The sequence below is a fragment of the Streptomyces sp. NPDC111744 genome (assembly GCF_055634995.1).
Genome location: NZ_JBVKCG010000009.1, coordinates 154183 through 169334, shown reverse-complemented (window position 1 = coordinate 169334; position 15152 = coordinate 154183). Strand labels below are relative to the sequence as shown.

General features: G+C 69.8%; 12 protein-coding genes and 2 tRNA genes. 8 read left to right on the top strand and 6 right to left on the bottom strand.

What is annotated here, in order from left to right:
* Positions 1–14 precede the first annotated feature (14 nt).
* From ACZ7OO_RS21820 to ACZ7OO_RS21795, 6 genes are all read right to left on the bottom strand, one after another.
* Positions 15–87: transfer RNA gene (locus tag ACZ7OO_RS21820), tRNA-Glu, on the bottom strand.
* Between the two features lie 39 nt (positions 88–126).
* A tRNA-Gln gene (locus ACZ7OO_RS21815) sits at positions 127–198 on the bottom strand.
* A gap of 91 nt (positions 199–289) precedes the next feature.
* Positions 290–1033: an HAD family hydrolase gene (locus tag ACZ7OO_RS21810; RefSeq protein ID WP_471506696.1), complete on the bottom strand. Its 744-nt coding sequence runs from the start codon at positions 1031–1033 to the stop codon at positions 290–292.
* 78 nt (positions 1034–1111) lie between these two features.
* A complete protein-coding gene (gene gltX, locus ACZ7OO_RS21805) occupies positions 1112–2596 on the bottom strand; it encodes a glutamate--tRNA ligase (RefSeq protein ID WP_471506694.1) in 1485 nt (494 codons plus the stop codon).
* A complete protein-coding gene (locus tag ACZ7OO_RS21800; RefSeq protein WP_471506692.1) occupies positions 2589–3374 on the bottom strand; it encodes a fumarylacetoacetate hydrolase family protein in 786 nt (261 codons plus the stop codon). The genes gltX and ACZ7OO_RS21800 overlap by 8 nt, the downstream gene beginning before the upstream one ends.
* Before the next feature lie 139 nt (positions 3375–3513).
* Entirely contained in the window at positions 3514–3702 is a 189-nt protein-coding gene (locus ACZ7OO_RS21795) for a hypothetical protein (protein WP_351705292.1), read from the bottom strand.
* A gap of 572 nt (positions 3703–4274) precedes the next feature.
* On the opposite strand from ACZ7OO_RS21795, the gene ACZ7OO_RS21790 reads away from it, so the two are divergent.
* The 8 genes from ACZ7OO_RS21790 to ACZ7OO_RS21755 all read left to right on the top strand — a co-directional run bounded on the left by ACZ7OO_RS21790 (position 4275) and on the right by ACZ7OO_RS21755 (position 15058).
* Entirely contained in the window at positions 4275–8228 is a 3954-nt protein-coding gene (locus ACZ7OO_RS21790) for a nitrate- and nitrite sensing domain-containing protein (RefSeq protein ID WP_471506690.1), read from the top strand.
* Between the two features lie 9 nt (positions 8229–8237).
* Positions 8238–8651, top strand: a complete 414-nt coding sequence (locus ACZ7OO_RS21785; protein ID WP_005479910.1) for a roadblock/LC7 domain-containing protein — start codon at positions 8238–8240, stop codon at positions 8649–8651.
* 110 nt (positions 8652–8761) lie between these two features.
* Positions 8762–9160 (top strand): DUF742 domain-containing protein, encoded by a 399-nt coding sequence (locus tag ACZ7OO_RS21780; RefSeq protein WP_019058642.1) that lies wholly within the window; start codon positions 8762–8764, stop codon positions 9158–9160.
* Positions 9141–9716, top strand: coding sequence for a GTP-binding protein (locus ACZ7OO_RS21775; RefSeq protein WP_046729249.1), 576 nt, complete (start codon positions 9141–9143; stop codon positions 9714–9716). The genes ACZ7OO_RS21780 and ACZ7OO_RS21775 overlap by 20 nt, the downstream gene beginning before the upstream one ends.
* 381 nt (positions 9717–10097) lie before the next feature.
* Positions 10098–13406: a nitrate- and nitrite sensing domain-containing protein gene (locus tag ACZ7OO_RS21770; protein ID WP_471506687.1), complete on the top strand. Its 3309-nt coding sequence runs from the start codon at positions 10098–10100 to the stop codon at positions 13404–13406.
* A 10-nt stretch (positions 13407–13416) separates the two neighbouring features.
* Positions 13417–13830 (top strand): roadblock/LC7 domain-containing protein, encoded by a 414-nt coding sequence (locus ACZ7OO_RS21765; protein WP_005479603.1) that lies wholly within the window; start codon positions 13417–13419, stop codon positions 13828–13830.
* Between the two features lie 96 nt (positions 13831–13926).
* Positions 13927–14496 carry a DUF742 domain-containing protein gene (locus ACZ7OO_RS21760; RefSeq protein WP_471506685.1) on the top strand — a complete coding sequence of 190 codons (570 nt, stop codon included), beginning with the start codon at positions 13927–13929 and terminating at the stop codon, positions 14494–14496.
* The gene (locus ACZ7OO_RS21755) at positions 14477–15058 is read left to right on the top strand and encodes a GTP-binding protein (RefSeq protein ID WP_046729246.1); all 582 of its coding nucleotides are present in this window, start codon (positions 14477–14479) and stop codon (positions 15056–15058) included. The genes ACZ7OO_RS21760 and ACZ7OO_RS21755 overlap by 20 nt, the downstream gene beginning before the upstream one ends.
* The last annotated feature ends 94 nt before the right edge of the window (positions 15059–15152 follow it).

Genomic DNA, 15152 nt, shown 5'->3' with positions numbered 1-15152 from the left:
TCCTTCGATCACCGTACCCCCGACCGGATTCGAACCGGCGCTACTGCCTTGAGAGGGCAGCGTGCTAGGCCGCTACACAACGGGGGCTTGCGGATGTGATCCGCGCGTGCAGATGAGCTCTGCGAGCTGGCCTACCTGGACTCGAACCAAGACTAACTGAACCAGAATCAGTCGTGCTGCCAATTACACCATAGGCCACTGGAACGCAAGCCCCTGAGGGGATCTTGTTCTAGCTTCGCGCCTCCGGTTCCGGCCTTTCGGCCCGCTCCCCGGCGGCGCAGGAAGAACATTACCTGAAGGTGGACGGGGCTCCAAAACGGGTATCAGCGCGGAGGATCGCGGGCAGTTCGGCGAGGGAGGCGATCCGGTGCGGTCCGACGGGTGCGTCGGCCCTGGTGGCCGGTCCGTCGGACGGTCCGCAGCGGTCGATCCACACCGACAGCAACCCGGCGTCGGCGGCGCCGAGCCCGTCGATCTCGGGGTGGTCGCCGACGTACGCGACCTCGTGCGGGGCGAGTTCCAGCGCGGCGCAGGCCGCCAGGAAGGCGCCGGCCGCGGGCTTGGAGACACCCAGTTCGGCGGCGCAGAGGACGGCCTCGAAGCGGTCGTACACGCCCAGTGTGCGCAGCTTGCGGTCCTGGACGTGCAGGCTGGAGTTGGACAGCACGGCGTGCCGGTAGCCGGCCGCGAGGGCGTCCAGGGCGGGCAGGACGTCCGGGAAGAGGGCCCAGACGGCCTCGTAGTGCGTCAGGTAACGCCGGAACCAGTCGTCGGCCTCGGCGTCGGTCAGCTCCGCCTCCAGGAACACCCGCACCCGATCGCGGCGCTGGTCCTCGAAGGAGAGCTCGCCCGCCGAGAACCGCGCCCACTGCTGGTCGGTGATCTCCCGCCACCGCAGCAGCGCCGCCTCCGCGCTCCCCCAGCCCGCGAGCAGCCCCTCGGCCGCCAGATGCGTCCGCATGCCCTCGCGGTCGGCACTCGTGTAGTCGAAGAGAGTGTCGTCCACGTCCCAGACCACGGCCCTGATCGTCATGCCGCCGACGGTACCCGGTCGGTACGACGACGGGGCGGTCCCGGAGCGAACCGGAACCGCCCCTCACGCGCGGGTGCCCTACGCGGCCAGCTTCGCCAGGGCCGCGTCGATCCTCGCCAGCGTCTTCTCCTTGCCCAGGACCTCCAGGGACTCGAAGAGCGGCAGGCCGACCGTGCGGCCGGTGACGGCGACCCGGACCGGGGCCTGGGCCTTGCCGAGCTTGAGGCCATGGGCCTCGCCTGCGGCCAGGACCGCCTCCTTCAGGGACTCGGGAGACGTCCAGTCGGCCGACTCCAGCTTCTCCCGGGCCGTGGCCAGCAGGGCGTCGGAGCCCTCCTTCATCGCCTTCGCCCACGACGCCTCGTCGAAGACCGGCTCGGGCAGGAACAGGAAGTCGACGTTGTCGGTGATCTCCGACAGGACCTTCAGCCGGGTCTGGGCGTGCGGGGCGATCGCGTGCCACTTGGACTCGTCGAAGTCCTCCGGGGCCCAGGGGGCGAAGGGGGCCTTCAGCCAGGGGGCGCAGCGCTCCGTGAAGTCCTTCACATCCAGCAGGCGGATGTGGTCGGCGTTGATCGCCTCGCACTTCTTCAGGTCGAAGCGGGCCGGGTTGGGGTTCACGTCGGAGATGTCGAAGGCGGCCACCATCTCCTCGATCGAGAAGATGTCCCGGTCCGCCGAGAACGACCAGCCGAGCAGGGAGAGGTAGTTGAGCAGGCCCTCGGGGAGGAAGCCGCGCTCGCGGTAGAGGTTGAGCGAGGACTCCGGGTCGCGCTTGGAGAGCTTCTTGTTGCCCTCGCCCATGACGTAGGGGAGGTGGCCGAAGGCCGGGGTCTGCTTGGCGATACCGAGTTCGGTCAGCGCCTTGTAGAGGGCGATCTGCCGGGGGGTGGAGGAGAGCAGGTCCTCGCCGCGCAGGACGTGGGTGATCTCCATCAGGGCGTCGTCGACCGGGTTGACGAGCGTGTACAGCGGGGCGCCGTTCGCGCGGACGATGCCGTAGTCCGGGACGTTCTCCGGGGTGAAGGTCAGCTCGCCGCGGACCAGGTCGGTGAAGGTGATCGTCTCGTCGGGCATCCGGAAGCGGACGATCGGGGTGCGGCCCTGGGCCTTGTACTCCTCGACCTGCTCGGCGGTGAGGTCGCGGCAGTGGCCGTCGTAGCCGGACGGCCTGCCGGCCGCGCGGGCGGCCTCGCGGCGGGTGTCCAGCTCCTCCTGGGAGCAGTAGCAGTGGTAGGCGTGGCCGGCGTCCAGGAGCTTCTGTGCGACATCCCGGTAGATGTCCATGCGCTGCGACTGGCGATACGGCGCGTGCGGGCCGCCGACCTCGGGGCCCTCGTCCCAGTCGAAGCCCAGCCAGCGCATCGCGTCGAGCAGCTGCTGGTACGACTCCTCGGAGTCGCGGGCCGCGTCGGTGTCCTCGATGCGGAAGACCAGGGTGCCCTGGTGGTGCCGCGCGAACGCCCAGTTGAACAGGGCGGTGCGGACCAGGCCCACATGGGGGTTACCGGTGGGCGAGGGACAGAAACGGACGCGGACGGGGGAGGCGGGTGCGCTAGCCACGCTTGACAACCTTGTTGGTGAGAGTGCCGATGCCTTCGATGGTGACGGCGACCTCGTCGCCGACGTTGAGGGGGCCGACCCCTGCCGGGGTGCCGGTGAGGATCACGTCGCCGGGGAGCAGCGTCATGGCCTCGGTGATGTTGACGATCAGGTCCGCGATGGGGTGGATCATCTCGCTCGTACGGCCCAGCTGGCGCTGTTCGCCGTTGACCGTGAGCTGGATCGTCAGGTCGGAGGCGGTGGAGAGGTCCAGGTCCGTCTCCACCCAGGGGCCGAGCGGGCAGGAGGTGTCGAAGCCCTTGGCCCGGGCCCACTGCTTCTCGCGCTTCTGGACGTCGCGGGCGGTGACGTCGTTGGCGCAGGTGTAGCCGAAGACGACGTCCTGGACGCGCTCGCGCGGGACCTCGCGGCACATACGGCCGATGACCACGGCCAGTTCGGCCTCGTGGTGGAGGTCCTGGGAGAACGAGGGGTACTGGATGGCGTCGCCGGGGCCGATCACCGAGGTGGACGGCTTGAAGAAGGCGAAGGGGGCGTCCGGAACCTCGTTGCCCAGCTCCCTCGCGTGCTCCGCGTAGTTACGGCCGTAGGCGACGACCTTGTTGGGGAGCACCGGCGGGAGCAGCCGTACCTTGCTCAGCGGGACCTTCGTGCCGGAGAGCTCGAAGTCCGTGAACGGAATGCCCTTGATGATGTCGAGGACGAGTTCGTCCTGCTTGTCGCCCTCGACGGCGCCGAAGGCGACGTTCCCGTCGATGGAGAACCTGGCGATGCGCACGGGATCCTTGCGCCCCTCACTGAGCCGGCTGGAGTCTGACACTCCAGGCTAACGCGGCAAGGGGTGGCCACCGTGAAAACCACCCGGTGACCGGGTGGGTGAGTGAACGGCGGCCGCGACCCGTACTACCCGCTGCCCGCTACTCGGCGACCGAGGTCGTGGCCGGGATCTCCATGAGGATGGTGCGCCGCGGGTTGGCGGTCTGGGCGGGGAGGTCGAGGGAGTGCTCGGGGAGTTCGGGGGTCTGCAGTTCCTCGGCGTCCTTGAGGTGGGCAAGGGTGGTGCGCCGGGGGTTGGCTATGTTGCGGAACATCATCGTCGTCTTCACGGTTGCAGTTGACCCCGTCATCTATGGGTTGGCAGAGACTTCCCTCTTGTAAAGCGCCAGGCTAAACATCGAATTCCCGGCGGAAGCCGCCGAGTAGCTGTGATCGACGTGTGAGTTTGCTCACGAAGTCGCGGGCGAAACCGTCATTCCGGACAGATAACTCACCGCAACGAAAGGGACATTGGCGAACCGAAGATGCCATTCCGCTCCTGATCATCGCGACTGGGACACCCCACGGGCGCCTGCGACTGGCAGGGATACGCCCGTTATGTACGCGATCGACTTCGACATCTCGTAACGTGTCACTCACACGCTGTCACGGAGGTCACAGCTCGGTCCACGGCCCTTGTTGGAGATCCGGCACTGTGCTGGAATTCCACGGAACCGCCGCAGGATCGAGCCGGCGCGCAGGGGGCGCAACGCAGCGCCGGGTGGCGGCGAGACAGGGGGACCAGCGCCGGTCACACTCACGACCAACAGGGGGCGCGTATTCAGGGCGCTCCCCCGTACAACGCCGACACCGTGTCTCTCCGTTCACCGGAGGGGCGCCTGGTCCAGAGGTTGCGACGCTAGTGCAGGGACGTTTCAAGAGGGATGGCAGCGCTCCGGCGGAGCCGGAGGCGCACGGCGGGACCGACCGCGGTTCCTCGCCCCAGCACGCCCAGAACCCGGGCCCGGGGTCGGCCCCGGCCGGCGGTGGTGACGGCGGGGAGCGCTCCGGGCGCCCCGCCGTGTCCGCGTCTTCGGGGTCTGCGGGGTCTTCGGGCCCCCAGCCGACCGCCGCACCGGCGCCCACGATCAAGCCCGCCAAGGGCCCGTCCAACCCCGGCTCGCGCATAGCCCTGCGCAACTGGCGCATCTCCACGCGCCTGGTGTCGCTGCTCGCGCTCCCCGTGGTGGCGGCGACCTCGCTGGGCGCGGTGCGCATCAACCAGTCACTCGACGACATCCAGCAGCTCGACAACATGAAGCTGCTGACGCTCATGACCAAGCAGGCCACCGAGCTGGCCCAGGCCCTCCAGAACGAGCGCGACCGGTCGGCGGGTCCGCTGGCGCACGGTCAGTCGACCAGCAGCGTCACGGTCAAGGGCCTCGACCAGACGACCGACCGCGCCCGCGAGAACTTCCTCAACGCCTCCGAGGCAATCGACACGGCGAGCAAGAACGGTCAGCTCCAGGGCGTCCGGGACAGTCTCGTCGGTCTGGCCGGCCAGCTGGACGACCTGGCGAAGATCCGCAAGGACGCCTATCAGCAGAAGGAGAACTCGACCCAGACGGTCGAGGCCTACCACCGGCTGATCACCCAGCTGATCGGCCTCTCGCAGGACATGGCGCAGGCCTCCAGCAACCCGGAGATGATCCAGCGCACCCGCGCCCTGGCGGCGTTCTCCACCGCCAAGGAGTACGCGTCCGTGCAGCGAGCCGTCATCGCCTCGGCCCTGCCCGCAAACAACACGAGCCTCGGCAACCTCTCCGAGAACGACCGCCTCTACGGCGAGTCGGCCCAGTCGAGCGAGACCTCCGAGCTGACGATCTTCCGCAAGATCTACACCGGCAACGCGGCCGAACTGCTCAAGCCGATCGACGAGAACAACCCGACGATCCAGTCCGCGAACACCTACGCCAAGCGTGCGCTCGGCGCCCAGAACGGTCTGAACGAGCTCAGCAAGCGCTCATACCGCGACTGGACCGACGACAGCTCGACCAAGATCGACCAGATGCAGAAGATCGAGCACACGCTGCTCGAGGACATGGAGCAGAAGGCCCGCGAGCTGCGGTCCTCCTCCCAGCAGGAAGCGATCATCTCCGGTGCGCTGATCCTGCTCGTCCTCGGTGTGTCGCTGGTCGGCGCCTTCATCGTGGCCCGCTCCATGATCCGCTCGCTGCGCCGCCTCCAGGAGACCGCCACCAAGGTCGCCCAGGACCGGCTGCCCGAGCTGGTCAAGCAGCTGTCCGAGTCCGACCCGCAGGACGTCGACACGTCCGTGGAGTCGGTCGGTGTGCACTCCCGGGACGAGATCGGCCAGGTGGCCGCGGCCTTCGACGACGTGCACCGCGAGGCGGTCCGCCTCGCCGCCGAGCAGGCCCTCCTCCGGGGCAACGTCAACGCGATGTTCACCAACCTCTCGCGCCGCTCCCAGGGCCTCATCCAGCGTCAGCTCTCGCTCATCTCCGAACTGGAGTCCCGCGAGGCCGACCCGGACCAGCTGTCCTCCCTCTTCAAGCTCGACCACCTCGCGACGCGTATGCGCCGTAACGGTGAGAACCTCCTCGTCCTCGCCGGTGAGGAGCCCGGCCGCCGCTGGACCCGCCCGGTCCCGCTGGTCGACGTGCTCCGCGCCGCCGCGTCCGAGGTGGAGCAGTACGAGCGCATCGAGCTGGCCGCCGTACCGACCACCGAAGTGGCCGGCCGTGTGGTCAACGACCTCGTGCACCTGCTCGCCGAGCTGCTCGAGAACGCGACCTCGTTCTCCTCGCCGCAGACCAAGGTCAAGGTCACCGGTCACGCCCTGCCCGACGGCCGGGTGCTGATCGAGATCCACGACACCGGTATCGGCCTCTCCCCCGAGGACCTCGCGGCGATCAACGAGCGGCTCGCCTCGCCGCCCACCGTGGACGTCTCGGTCTCCCGCCGCATGGGTCTGTTCGTGGTCGGTCGTCTGTCGCAGCGGCACGGCATCCGCATCCAGCTGCGCCCGTCCGACTCCGGCGGTACGACCGCGCTGGTCATGCTCCCCGTCGATGTCGCCCAGGGCGGCAAGAAGCCCGCTCCCGGCAAGCCCGGCGCCCCGGCGCAGTCCGGCGGTCCGGCCGCCGCGCAGGCGGCGGCCGGTGCGGCCGCGGCCCGGCGGGGCGGCGGCCAGGGCGGTACCGGTGGTTCGCTCGGCGCGGGTGCCCCCGCCCCGGCCCTCGGCGGCGGTGCCGCCGCGGCCGGCGGGCGCGGTGGCGCCCTCGGTTCCGGCGGCCCCTCCGGCGGGCTGCTCGGCGCCGGTACCGCTCCGCGCGGCCAGGTCGGCGCGGGCCAGGGTCCCCGGGCCGCGCTGCCCGGCGCGGGTCCGAACGGCGGCCGTCCCGGTGCGCCGGGCGGTGCACGCGGCCAGCAGGGTCCGGCGGCTCCCCCGCAGGGCCGGCCCACCGGCGGTGCCGGTGCCTTCGGCGACCAGAACACGTTCGGCAACAGGCAGGACCCCTTCGGCGGTCAGGACGCCTTCGGCAACCGGGGTGCGGTCCCGCCGCAGCGCTCCGCCGCCCCCTCCGACCAGGGCCGTCAGCCCCAGCTGCCGCCGCGCGGTGGTCCGCGGGCCGAGCTGCCCGGCGCCAACCCGCAGCAGGGCAGGCCCAGCTGGAGCGACGACAACGCCCAGCCGCCGCTCTCCCGTGCCTCGCTGGACACCCCGCGCGGCCACGACGAGCAGGACCCGGCCCACACCGCGCCGATGCCCCGCATCGACGACCGGCAGGACCTGGACGCCACCTCGCAGATGCCGGCGATCCCGCAGGGGCCGTCGTCCACCGGCGAGTTCCCGCGCCCGGACTTCAACCTGCCGAACGGCTCGTACCCCCGCCCGGGCGCGCACGGCCCGCAGGACACGGGTTCCTTCCCCCGCCCCGGCACGAACGGCCCGCAGGACACCGGCTCCTTCCCGCGCCCCGGTGCGAACGGACCCCAGGACACGGGCTCGGTCCCGCGCCCCAACGTGAACGGCCAGCAGGACTCCGGGCAGTTCGTCCGCTCCGATGTCTTCGGCGGGCCGACCGGGCCGCAGGGCGGCCCCCGGAACACCGGCCAGTTCGCCGCCCCGCAGGGCTACGACAACGGCTCCACCGGCCAGTTCGCCGCCCCGTCCTACGACGGCGGTTCCACCGGGCAGCACTCCCTGCCCGGCCACCAGAACGGCTTCGCGGGCAACGGGCAGAACGGCAACGGCCAGCACCACACGGGCCAGTTCGAACGTCCGCAGACCAACGGCCGCGGTATGGACTTCGGTACTCAGCAGCGTCCGCCGGCCCGTCAGGAGCCCGAGGCGTTGCCGCCGGCCACCGGTCCCGGTGACGGTCGTACCCCGCTGTACGACACGCTGGAGACCAACTGGTTCCACGGCGGGCAGCAGGAACAGCAGCAGCCGCAGAGCAACGGCTACGGAAACGGAAACGGCTCCGCGCCGATCCCGCCGGCCCCCTCTCAGCCGCCGGCCCCGGCCGCCGCGGCCCCCCAGCGTCCCGCCCAGGCAGCCTGGCGCACCTCCCCGAACGACGACCTCGTCCGGCAGGCGGAGCGTGTCAGGCAGCCGGCGGCGGGCGGTGTCACCACCTCCGGTCTGCCGCGCCGGGTACCCCGGGCGAACCTCGTCCCGGGCACGGCTCAGCAGCAACAGCACCACACCGGTCCGCAGGTCTCGCGTGCGCCTGATGACGTCCGCGGCCGGCTGACGAATCTCCGTCGGGGTATCGCGCAGGGACGGCAGGCCGGCACCGGCCCGCAGACCGGCAGCTTCCCGAGCCCCACTCACCAGCAGGAGCGTTAGTTGAGTCCGATGAGCCAGGCGGCACAGAATCTGAACTGGTTGATCACCAACTTCGTGGACAACACCCCCGGTGTGTCCCACACCGTCGTCGTGTCCGCCGACGGTCTCCTTCTGGCGATGTCCGAAGGTTTCCCCCGTGACCGCGCCGACCAGCTGGCGGCCGTCGCATCCGGGCTCACCTCGCTGACGGCCGGGGCTTCCCGGATCTTCGAGGGCGGCGACGTGGCGCAGACGGTCGTCGAGATGGAACGCGGCTTTCTCTTCCTGATGTCCGTCTCGGACGGGTCGTCCCTCGCGGTCCTGGCCCACCCCGAGTGCGACATCGGCCTCGTCGGCTACGAGATGGCGCTCCTGGTCGACCGAGCGGGCGCGGTGCTCACGCCCGACCTGCGCGCCGAACTGCAAGGCAGTCTGCTCCACTGACCGCCCGGATCCAACCCGCCTCACCAAATCACCGTCCGGCCGCCACAATCCCCCCACCGGCCACGTCCGACGGCACGACTGACCGACTTGCTGTCCCGCCCGGAGGAACGATGACCCCGCCCACCGCCTCTCATGATCCGTACGCGGAGCCGTACGGGGATGAGGGCGACCAGCCGCTGGTACGTCCTTACGCGATGACCGGCGGCCGGACCCGGCCGCGCTACCAGCTCGCCATCGAGGCGCTGATCAGCACGACGGCCGACCCGGCAGCGCTCATGGGGCTGCTCCCGGAGCACCAGCGCATCTGCCACCTGTGCCGCGAGGTGAAGTCGGTGGCCGAGGTCTCGGCGCTGCTCGCCATGCCGCTCGGTGTGGCCCGGATCCTGGTGGCCGACCTCGCCGAGGCCGGCCTGGTCGCCATCCACCAGCCGGGCGGCGACGAGAACAACGGTGGCGCACCTGACGTGACGCTGCTCGAAAGGGTGCTCAGTGGACTTCGCAAGCTCTGACGGAGGCCGGGCCACCACCTCCGCGAAGATCGTGGTGGCGGGCGGCTTCGGCGTCGGCAAGACCACGTTCGTGGGAGCGGTCTCCGAGATCAACCCGCTGCGCACGGAGGCCGTGATGACGTCCGCCTCGGCGGGCATCGACGACCTCACCCACACCGGGGACAAGACGACCACCACGGTCGCCATGGACTTCGGCCGTATCACCCTGGACCAGGACCTGATCCTGTACCTGTTCGGTACGCCGGGCCAGGACCGCTTCTGGTTCATGTGGGACGACCTGGTACGCGGCGCGATCGGCGCCGTCGTCCTGGTGGACACCCGCCGGCTCGCCGACTGCTTCCCCGCGGTCGACTACTTCGAGAACAGCGGTCTGCCGTTCGTCATAGCGCTCAACGGCTTCGACGGGCATCAGCCCTACACGCCCGAAGAGGTGCGCGAGGCGCTGCAGATCGGCCCGGACGCGCCGATCATCACGACGGACGCCCGGCACCGCGCCGACGCCAAGAGTGCGCTGATCACGCTGGTGGAGCACGCTCTCATGGCACGGCTGCGGTAGCACCCAAGTCGTTCGTCATGTACGGCCGTTGTCGTACGGAAACCGGAGCCGGCTGTGGCCTTTGACACGGTCGGCTCCGGTGTTCATAACGTTTCGGCAGAGGAATCCGGTGATATCGCCACGCGTCGCGGTCACGCGGTACCGCTGCGCTCACATCAGCCCCGCCTTTTGGCGGGGCTCGCTCTTTATGACCGTTTTATCTGGGCCCTACAAGACCGCACTCCCCCGCTTTCCACTGTTTGGAAGTGCGTAGGCCCCCGTGCTGGAATGCCTGAACTGCCCAATAGTCAAAGACGTACTCAGTAGTGGTCGATGACACACCGGGCTCTGAGAGACTGCGGCACAACGATAGGTGCCCGCCGCCGAGAGGTTGTTGGTCGAGTGAGGCGAAGCAAGAACGGTCCCGAGCCGTCGGCACGGGGCAACTTCACCCCGCCGCCGCGCGCTGCGGCGCCCACCCCTGTGCCAGCCGCGGAACCACCGGCCGCGCCCGCGAAGAGCGGCGGCCGTTTCTCCCCGCGCAACTGGCGAGTGCCCACCAGGCTGAACGCGATTCTGCTCATACCCGTGGTCGTCGGCCTGGTCATGGGCGGCTTCCAGGTGAAGAGCTCCATCGACACCTGGCAGGAGGCCCAGGACGCGGAGAACACCGCACGCCTCGTCCGCGCATCCCTCTCCTACGCCGACGCCCTCTACGAGGAGCGTGACGTCACCGCGGCGCCCCTGCTCAAGGGCTCGCTGCAGAACGCCGCCGACAAGAAGACGGTCTCCGACGCACGCGCCCAGACGGACAAGGCCGCCGACGCCTTCGACGCCGCCGCGCAGAACATGCCGCAGAAGGCCGGCCTGGAGCGCCGCCTCAAACTGTTCCGCGAGGCCGAGCCCACCCTCACCAACCTGAGGGCCGCCGCGTACACCACCAAGCTCACCGGTGTGCAGACGGAAGAGGGCTACATCGGGGTCGCGCACCCCCTGATGGAGTTCGCCAACGAGCTCGGTCTGGGCACCGGAAACATCACCTCCTACGGCCGTACCGTCTACGCCATCTCGCTCACCAAGGCGGCCCTGTCGCTGGAGCGCTCGATCGGCATGCACCTGCTGATCAAGCCCGGCCCGGACGCCGGCAACCTGGCCAGCCAGCGGGTCGCCCTCTCCTCGTACGCCTATCTCGAAGGCATCGCCGTCGAGGAGTACATCGGCGGTGGCACCGAGGCGGACGCGCAGAAGCTGACCGACCTCCAGAAGAAGATCAAGACCGACGGCGCGGCGCTGGTGCAGCAGGCCAAGGCCAAGGACCCGAACTACGTGGCCCCGCCGTCCAACCCCACGACGATGGTCTCGGCGCTCGCGACGCTGGAGAACACCGACACCGCCACCCGTCAGGGGCTGGCCGCCAAGGGCATCACGGCCGAGAACTGGTGGACGGTCAACACGCTCAAGTACAACGCCTACCGCCAGATCGAGTCGGACATGGCCGACAAGGCGGTGAGCGAGGCCTCCGGCATCGCCGACGACGCCAAGACCTCAGCGTTCATCACCGGTGCCGCGGTCGTGGTCGCGCTGCTCGCCGCGTTCATCCTGGCCGGCATGGTGGCCCGCCAGATGTCCCGGTCGATGCGCCAGCTGCGCAACGCCGCCTTCGGTATCGCCGAGCAGCGTCTGCCGATGCTGGTCGACCAGCTCTCCCGCACCGACCCCGGCCGGGTCGACACCCGGGTGGCGCCGATCCCGATCACCTCGACCGACGAGATCGGCGAAGTCGCCCGCGCCTTCGACCAGGTCCACCGCGAGGCCGTCCGGCTCGCCGCCGAGCAGGCGCTGCTGCGGGGCAACATCAACGCGATCTTCACCAACCTGTCGCGCCGCAACCAGTCGCTGATCGAGGGCCAGCTGACCCTGATCACCGACCTGGAGAACAACGAGGCCGAACCGGACCAGCTGGAGAACCTCTTCCGGCTGGACCACCTCGCGACCCGTATGCGCCGCAACGGCGAGAACCTCCTGGTCCTCGCCGGCGAGGAGCCCGGTCGCCGCTGGGACCAGCCGGTCCCGCTGGTCGACGTGTTGCGCGCCGCCTCCTCCGAGGTGGAGCAGTACGAGCGCGTCGAGCTCTCCGGCGTCCCGGAGGCCGAGATCCACGGCCGCGCGGTCACCGACCTCGTCCACCTGCTGGCCGAGCTTCTGGAGAACGCGACGACGTTCTCCTCCCCGCAGACCAAGGTCCGTGTCACCGCGACCCGTCTCCCCGACGGCCGCATCATGATCGAGATCCACGACAAGGGCATCGGCCTCACCGCCGAGGACTTCGCGGACATCAACCACAAGCTGGCCAACCCGCCGACCGTGGACGCCGCGATCTCCCAGCGCATGGGCCTCTTCGTGGTCGGCCGGCTCTCCGACCGGCACGGCATCCGGGTCCAGCTCCGCCCCTCGGGCGAGCAGGCAGGCACCACCTCGCTGGTCATGCTGCCGGACGCCATCACCCATGGTGGCGGTGGCGAACAGCCACTGGAGCGCGAGGAGTTCACCGTCTCGCAGATCATCCCGGAGCAGCAGTTCCAGGTTGAGAACTTCAGCCAGCAGCCGCCGCTCCAGCCGATGCGTACGGCGGCCGAGCTGGGCTTCGACGACAGCCGTTACACCGAGATCCCCGACGACATCCGCGAACTGGACCCCGTCGGCCGCTCCCTGATGCGCGAGGAGCGCCGTGCGGCCCTGGAGGCCCAGGCACAGCCCCCGCAGGGCACACAGCACCCGCAGGAGACCGCGGAGATCCCGGCGTACGTCGACGAGTTCGACAGGGGCCGGCAGGGCTACGACACCAGCGGTACGGGCTTCCAGGAGCAGCCCACGGGCTTCGACGCCGGGCAGCAGTACCAGGAGCAGTCGCAGAGCGCGTACGACGAGCAGTACTACGCGCCGAACGGCGGCCTGCCGCAGAACGACACGTTCTCGCCGGACGCCTTCGCCACCAACGGCGGTTACCCGGAGCCCAGTTATCCGGAACCGGCCCAGGAAGAGCCCACGGCCGCGCCCGCCGCCGCCTCCGACTCGTTCCCGGCGTTCGGGGAGCAGCCCTACCAGGACGACTGGCCGCAGCAGGGGCAGCAGCAGGACGGCTACCAGAACGGTTACCCGGCCCAGTACGCTCCGGAAGCGGAATCGGCGCAGGCCGGTGACGTGGACGAGCGGAACCGCGTAGGCTTCGACCGTCCGGGAGCGGCCCCCTCCGCCGGCCACCAGCTGACCAACGCAGGGCTGCCCCGTCGGGGATCCGGCGGCACGGGCGGCCCCAACGGCGCGGGTCCCGTGCAGCAGGCTCCGGCCGCGGCTTCGGCTCCGGCGACTCCGGGGGCCTCGGCTCCGGAGTCCAACGGCGACAGCAGCTGGCGTTCGGCGAACGACGAGCGCTGGCAGCAGGCCTCGCAGCTGCGCAGGCCCAAGGCGGGCGGGGTCACCTCCTCCGGCCTGCCGAGGCGGGTACCCAAGGCCAACCTGGTCGAGGGAGCCGCCGAGAACACCCCTCAGGGAGGCCCCCAGGTCTCCCGCGCCCCGGAGGACGTCCGGGGCAGGCTGAGCAACCTGCGCAGGGGCGTCCAGCGCGGACGCAACGCAGGCAGTGAAACGAACGGCCAGGCCACTAGGAATCAGCACAGTGGTCCTGACAGCACCTACAACCAGGAGCGTTAGTGTGAGCCCGATGAGCCAGGCGGCACAGAACCTGAACTGGTTGATCACCAACTTCGTGGACAACACCCCGGGGGTGTCCCACACGGTGGTGGTCTCCGCCGACGGACTCCTTCTGGCGATGTCCGAAGGCTTTCCCCGCGACCGCGCCGACCAGCTCGCGGCCGTCGCATCCGGTCTGACGTCTCTGACGGCAGGCGCCTCCCGAATCTTCGAGGGAGGCAGCGTGAATCAGACGGTTGTGGAGATGGAGCGGGGGTTCCTGTTCATCATGTCCGTATCCGATGGTTCGTCGCTGGCGGTCCTGGCCCACCCGGAGGCCGACATCGGCCTGATTGGGTATGAGATGGCCCTTTTGGTGGACCGCGCGGGCACGGTTCTTACCCCGGATCTGCGTGCGGAACTCCAGGGAAGCCTTCTCAACTAATAGTCAGACGGTGCGTTTTAGCGTCCCGGGGCCGTAAGGTTTCGGGACGCGGCTCCATAAGGATCGGTGCCCGGCACGGTCGGAGGAGGAGAGAAAGTGGCAACACCCCCAGGCGGTTCGAACAACGGCAACTGGTCGTACGGTCCTGCGCAGGGCCAGGGCGACGGTTCCGCGAACCGGTACAACTTCCCCTCCGCCCCGAGCCACCGGCAGCCGTACGCACCGCAGGGCCCCGGCCCGTCGCCGTACGACCAGCCGCCGGCGCCGCGCATCCAGCCGGTGCAGCCGCAGCGTCGTCCCGAGCCCGTGCCCGCCGGGGCGTCGAACAACCCGTTGGTGCGTCCGTACGCCATGACCGGTGGCCGGACCCGCCCGCGGTACCAGCTCGCCATCGAGGCGCTGGTGCACACCACCGCGCAGCCGCACCAGATGCAGGGCCAGTTGCCCGAGCATCAGCGGATCTGCAACCTCTGCCGGGAGATCAAGTCGGTGGCCGAAGTCTCGGCCCTCCTGTCGATCCCTCTCGGCGTGGCCAGGATCCTCGTCGCCGACTTGGCGGAGGCGGGCCTGGTCGCCATCCATCAGCCCGGCGGCGACGAGAACGCCGGTGGCCAGCCAGACGTGACTTTGCTCGAAAGGGTGCTCAGTGGACTTCGCAAGCTCTAGCGGAGGGCCTTCCCGCTCCACCACGTCCGCGAAGATCGTGGTGGCGGGCGGCTTCGGCGTGGGCAAGACCACGTTCGTCGGCGCCGTCTCGGAGATCAACCCGCTGCGCACAGAGGCCGTGATGACGTCCGCGTCTGCCGGCATCGACGACCTCACCCACACCGGGGACAAGACGACCACCACGGTCGCCATGGACTTCGGCCGTATCACCCTGGACCAGGACCTGATCCTGTACCTGTTCGGTACGCCGGGCCAGGACCGCTTCTGGTTCATGTGGGACGACCTCGTACGCGGTGCCATCGGCGCCATCGTCCTGGTGGACACCCGCCGGCTCGCCGACTGCTTCCCCGCGGTCGACTACTTCGAGAACTCGGGTCTCCCCTTCGTCATCGCTCTCAACGGCTTCGACGGCAACCAGCCGTACAACCCGGAAGAGGTCCGCGAGGCGCTCCAGATCGGCCCCGACACCCCGATCATCACGACGGACGCGAGGCATCGCGCAGATGCGAAGTCGGCGCTGATCACTCTCGTGGAGCACGCTCTGATGGCTCGGCTGCGGTAGTTCCGGCGACCGGGCTGCCACGGCCGGCCGTCCGCCGACTGCGGGTGGTTCGTGGCCTGTCGCGCAGTTCCCCGCGCCCCTGGAGGGGCGCGTT

What these genes read in the sequence shown, in the direction of transcription:
- ACZ7OO_RS21810 (WP_471506696.1), bottom strand. Translation starts at nt 1,033, where the DNA reads ATGACGATCAGGGCCGTGGTCTGGGACGTGGACGACACTCTCTTCGAC.
- ACZ7OO_RS21785 (WP_005479910.1), top strand. Translation starts at nt 8,238, where the DNA reads ATGAGCCAGGCGGCACAGAATCTGAACTGGTTGATCACCAACTTCGTG.
- ACZ7OO_RS21780 (WP_019058642.1), top strand. Translation starts at nt 8,762, where the DNA reads ATGACCCCGCCCACCGCCTCTCATGATCCGTACGCGGAGCCGTACGGG.
- ACZ7OO_RS21765 (WP_005479603.1), top strand. Translation starts at nt 13,417, where the DNA reads ATGAGCCAGGCGGCACAGAACCTGAACTGGTTGATCACCAACTTCGTG.